The sequence below is a fragment of the Clostridium sp. D5 genome (assembly GCF_000190355.1).
Lineage (GTDB): Bacteria > Bacillota > Clostridia > Lachnospirales > Lachnospiraceae > Faecalicatena > Faecalicatena fissicatena_A.
Window position 1 is genome coordinate 186446 of record NZ_GL870809.1, and the last position, 4464, is coordinate 190909.

Annotated in this window: 1 protein-coding gene; it reads left to right on the top strand. The window is 46.0% G+C overall.

From position 1 onward, the window contains the following. Nucleotides 1–546: 546 nt before the first annotated feature. Nucleotides 547–4464: discoidin domain-containing protein (locus HMPREF0240_RS00810; protein WP_009001558.1), on the top strand; the 3918-nt coding region annotated here is incomplete at its 3' end.

Consider the following 4464-nt stretch of genomic DNA (forward strand, 5'->3'; position numbering starts at 1 on the left):
AAATGGTACACAGAATAAGGGATCAGCAAATCAGGGAATTAAGACAGGAGACGCTGCAATAGTATTTGTGCCGATCATCGGGATCATGCTGAGTTTTGGCGCAGCAGCTGTGGCTGTCAGTATGTTTTTCAGACGGAAACGCAGATAAGAAAGGATACTAAAAGCCAAAATAAATGAACCAACTACTAAAAAAACAACCCCTGTGTTAGAATTGTATTCATTATAATTTATATTAACAAATAACGGACCGAAGATCCGCCGCAATTGTGGCGGATCTTTTTGCTAATATAAAAATATGAAGAAAGTGCCAAATAAAAGAAGATCGGAAGTAAAAGAAAAGGGCGGAGTATTCGCTGCAAAAGCTGGAAAGGAGGGAATTATATCATCAGCGTGACAAATACAGACGGTTACCGTTCAGGCTGAGAGCGTCTAAGCGATGCCCCTTTTTATAAAGTATGCCCAATGGCATCCCGTAACACATGCCCTGCGGGCGGATCTGCAGTAAACTGCGGAATAATGTATTGGAAACATTGCAGGAGGAAGGGAATGAATAAAAAGAAAGCACTTACAAAAACGGCAGCAGCGGCTATGGCCTGCTGTATGCTTGGCAGTACGGTCTTTTCTGGGGCGGGAATAAGTACAGTCCGCGCTGAAGCAGAGGGTGATTCAGATTGGAATGAAATTCAGTCAATAGTATCGCAGTATTATGGGGAATGGAATGATACGATGTATCCGGGACAAATTTCAAGCTATACACCAGATACAGCTTTAATGGGAAACGGGGACATCGGCGTAAATTCAGGCGGTGATTCGGAGACAAAGACATTCTACATCTCAAAGGGAGATTTTTGGGAGTATAGCGGCTCCCAAAAGGCAATAGGCGGATATTCGATTAAGGAAAAAGAGATACCGAAGGAGAATCCTAATTTAGCGCCGCGGTATAAAGCAGTGACCTCCACGGCCGAGGATACATGGGGACTTTCCAGTTTAGGAAAGGCAGTGGCCGTCAGCGGGAAGATACAGAATGTGGAAACCGGATATGGCTGGGTAAGTAAGCCAATCGCTAATAACGAGCCACAATGGCTGCAGCTGGAATATGAATCCCCGATTACAGTAAAGAAATATGTGATCTATCATGATGGGGCGATCCGGCCGGCAGAAGCAAAGTGCAATTCTCGGGATTTCCAGTTACAGTACAGCGACACTGGAGAGGACGGGGACTGGAAAGTTGCGGATGATGTGACAGGGAATTCGGAGAGCATTTACACCAAAGTTTTGAATAACGCTGTAACAGCCCGATTTTTCAGGGTATACATTACCAATCCGGTACAGCCGGAATATGGCAGTGTAGACCCCCGGGCAAAAATCGCGCAGTGGGAATTATATGAAAAGGCTGACGAAGAGCAGGAGGGACAGGCATCTGACAATTATGCTCTGAATAAGCCGATTAAGGTATCTTCCGAATACACGCATCCAACTTCGGGTGTTCAGTCCGGAGCGATGATGATTGATGGCAAGCCATCCACAAAATGGTGTGCAGTAGCCGATGAACCCCATTGGGCAATTATTGACCTTGGCGAAAAAAAGGACATCGGGTATTATAGTCTGAGCCATGCCGGTACGGTAGGTGAGGCCGAGCATAATACGGTTGACTACCAGCTGCAATATCTGGAAACAGACAATGAAGACTGGGATACCATTGAGAATAACGCATCCTGGGTTGATATGGATGCTGTTACAGGAAATACGGCAACAGTAACGGAAAAGGTTTTTGAAACACCTGTTCAGGCAAGATATATCCGGCTTTTTATTACGAAGGCGGCGTCCGGGAACACGGCGGCAAGGATACACGAGCTGGAACTGTACGCAGAGAAGCCGGACAAACCAGTATTTTATGAAAAACAGGATATCTTAAATGCTGAGGTTACTACAGAGATGCCATATAAGGATAAGATGGTATCAATGGAGACGTTTACTTCAGCGACTAAAAATGTTATTGTTACAAAACTGACTTCGCATGCCAGTGAAGGGATGGAATTGCAGGCAGAACTCTGGGGGAAGGCCGGGGACGGCAACCGCCCGGTTTCTGCAAGCGTGAATGAAGATGGAACAGTGACTGTTGCCCGTACTACATATAATGGCAATAAAGCGGATTCAAAATCATATACCTCCAAAGCAGCCATGTCTATGGCTGTAGTAGGCGCAGAAAGTACGGCAGATGCCTCAGCAGATAAAGGAATCTTATCTTTTGCGATTGCACCGGAACAGTCTGTATATATCGTGACATCTGTGGGAGGAGGCGGCAAGACTTACAACGGGCAGGATGAGCTGCAAGGAACAGATCCTGTTCAGGAGGCCGCGGAGCTGCTGGGCAGTATTGAAAATGGTGCTGATATTGATGCATTAAAGGCTGAGCATCAGCAGTGGTGGAAAGACTTCTGGAGTGCTTCCTATGTCAGTCTGGATACTTCTGATGCAAGGATGGATACGATCATGAAGTACTACTATGGAGCTCAATATATTTTGGGCTGCACATCCAGAGAAGGCGAACTGGCGCCTGGTATTATGGGGATCTGGTGTAATACCGATTCACCGATGTGGTGGGGACATTATCAGCTGAATTATAATTATAATGCACCTTTCTATGGCACAAATTCAAGTAACCGTCCGGAGATAGGGCTTCCTGCTTTTGAACAGGTTCTTGAATATATGGAGGAAGGTAAGAAAAACTCAGAGTCCACGAAAGAATTATTACGTCTGAGCAACGAAGGTTCAGGAAGAGGAAATGGATATGTTCAGAAATTAATTGAGGATGGAAAGATTGATCCTGAGAACGGCATTCAGGGCGGATTATTCTATCCGGTAGGAATTACACCATGGGGACAGACAGTATGTCCGGGACTTTACCATAATGAAACACTGTGCGCTGCTTATAGTGCTTATCCGGGTGCAGAGTATTACAAGTATACGATGGACAAGGAGTATCTCCAGAATGGGCTGTATGATTACTTAAAGGGCTGTGCAACATTCTATGAGACATGGCTGGAAAAGGATGAAAACGGTCAGTACAATATGTACGCAGGCTACCATGAGAATTCGTGGGGGTATAATCCGGCAGTTGAGCTTGCAACGGTTTATTTCCTGTTTGAAACGATCGTCGATGCAAGTGAGACATTAGGTGTGGATGCAGACAAGCGGGAGCTTTGGACGGACATCCGTGATAATCTGGCACCGCAGCCGACAGCCGATTATAACGGGAAGACAGTTTACGCACTGGCAGAAAAAGGATGGAATGGAAGTAAATATGTGCCTCTGGCGAATCCAATTCCGGCAGACGGAAACTGCATTCCTCTGGAAAGCCTCACACAGGGGGGAAGGGTTGGATATTTCTCTACACCTGAAGAGCTTGAAATCGCGCAGAATACAATTGATGTATTCGGTGACGGAGGCTGGGGACAGGCGAATAATTTCCCGAGAATTTTTACAGCGGCTTTGAGAGCCAGGTATAATCTGGACACTGTTGTAAATGGGTTTGCCAATACAATAACAGCAAATATGAAGCCGAATCTTAGAATTTGGGATCCATATCATGGTATTGAAAAGTCTGGTGCAACTGAGTCCGTCAACAGCATGATGATGCAGACGGATAAGGGAATCACTAAAATATTCCCATGCTGGTATGCAGATAAGAATGCAAAGTTCTCAAAACTGCGTGCAGAAGGCGCATTTATAGTTTCTGCAGAATATGACGGAACTGCACAGGAAGCAAAGAATGTAGTGATCACCAGCGAAAAAGGTGAAACGATGACATTGGCTGTACCTTGGAGTGAAGGAGGTACTGTCCGTGATTCCGCAGGAAATGTAGTAAAAACGGAAGCTGGAACAGTTCCCAACTGGGAAGACGAAAAAACAATCACTTTTGATACTGTAGCAGGCGAAACCTATACGGTAGAAAAAGGTGAGGCCCCGGTTGATCTTGACTGCGCTGCAATTGATAAAGTGATCGCAGAAGCAGAAGCAGAAGCGATCAAGCAGGACGGATACACACAGGAGAGCTATCAGGCACTGCAGGATGCGTTAAACAGCGCAAGAGATGCGCGCCAGAATGCAACAACCCAGGACGAGCTGAATCAGAAAAAAGATGGGCTCCGCACAGCAATCGACGGCTTAAAGGGAAGCAAGAATGTATTGGAAACCTTCCTGAACAGAGCAAAGCAGCATGTTGCAAACGGAGATGTAGACGGACTGGTTGAATCTGTGCAGAAGCTTTTCGCAGAAGCTATTGCAGAGGGCGAAGCAATCATGGAAAAAGAGGATGCGTCAAAAGAGGATGTGCTGGGAGCATGTGTGAAGCTGATGAAAGCGATCCAGGCACTGGATATGGAAGCCGGAGATAAGGCCGACCTTGGCATGGCTCTGGAATTGACGAATATGATCGACCTGACAAAATATGTGGAGGCAGGA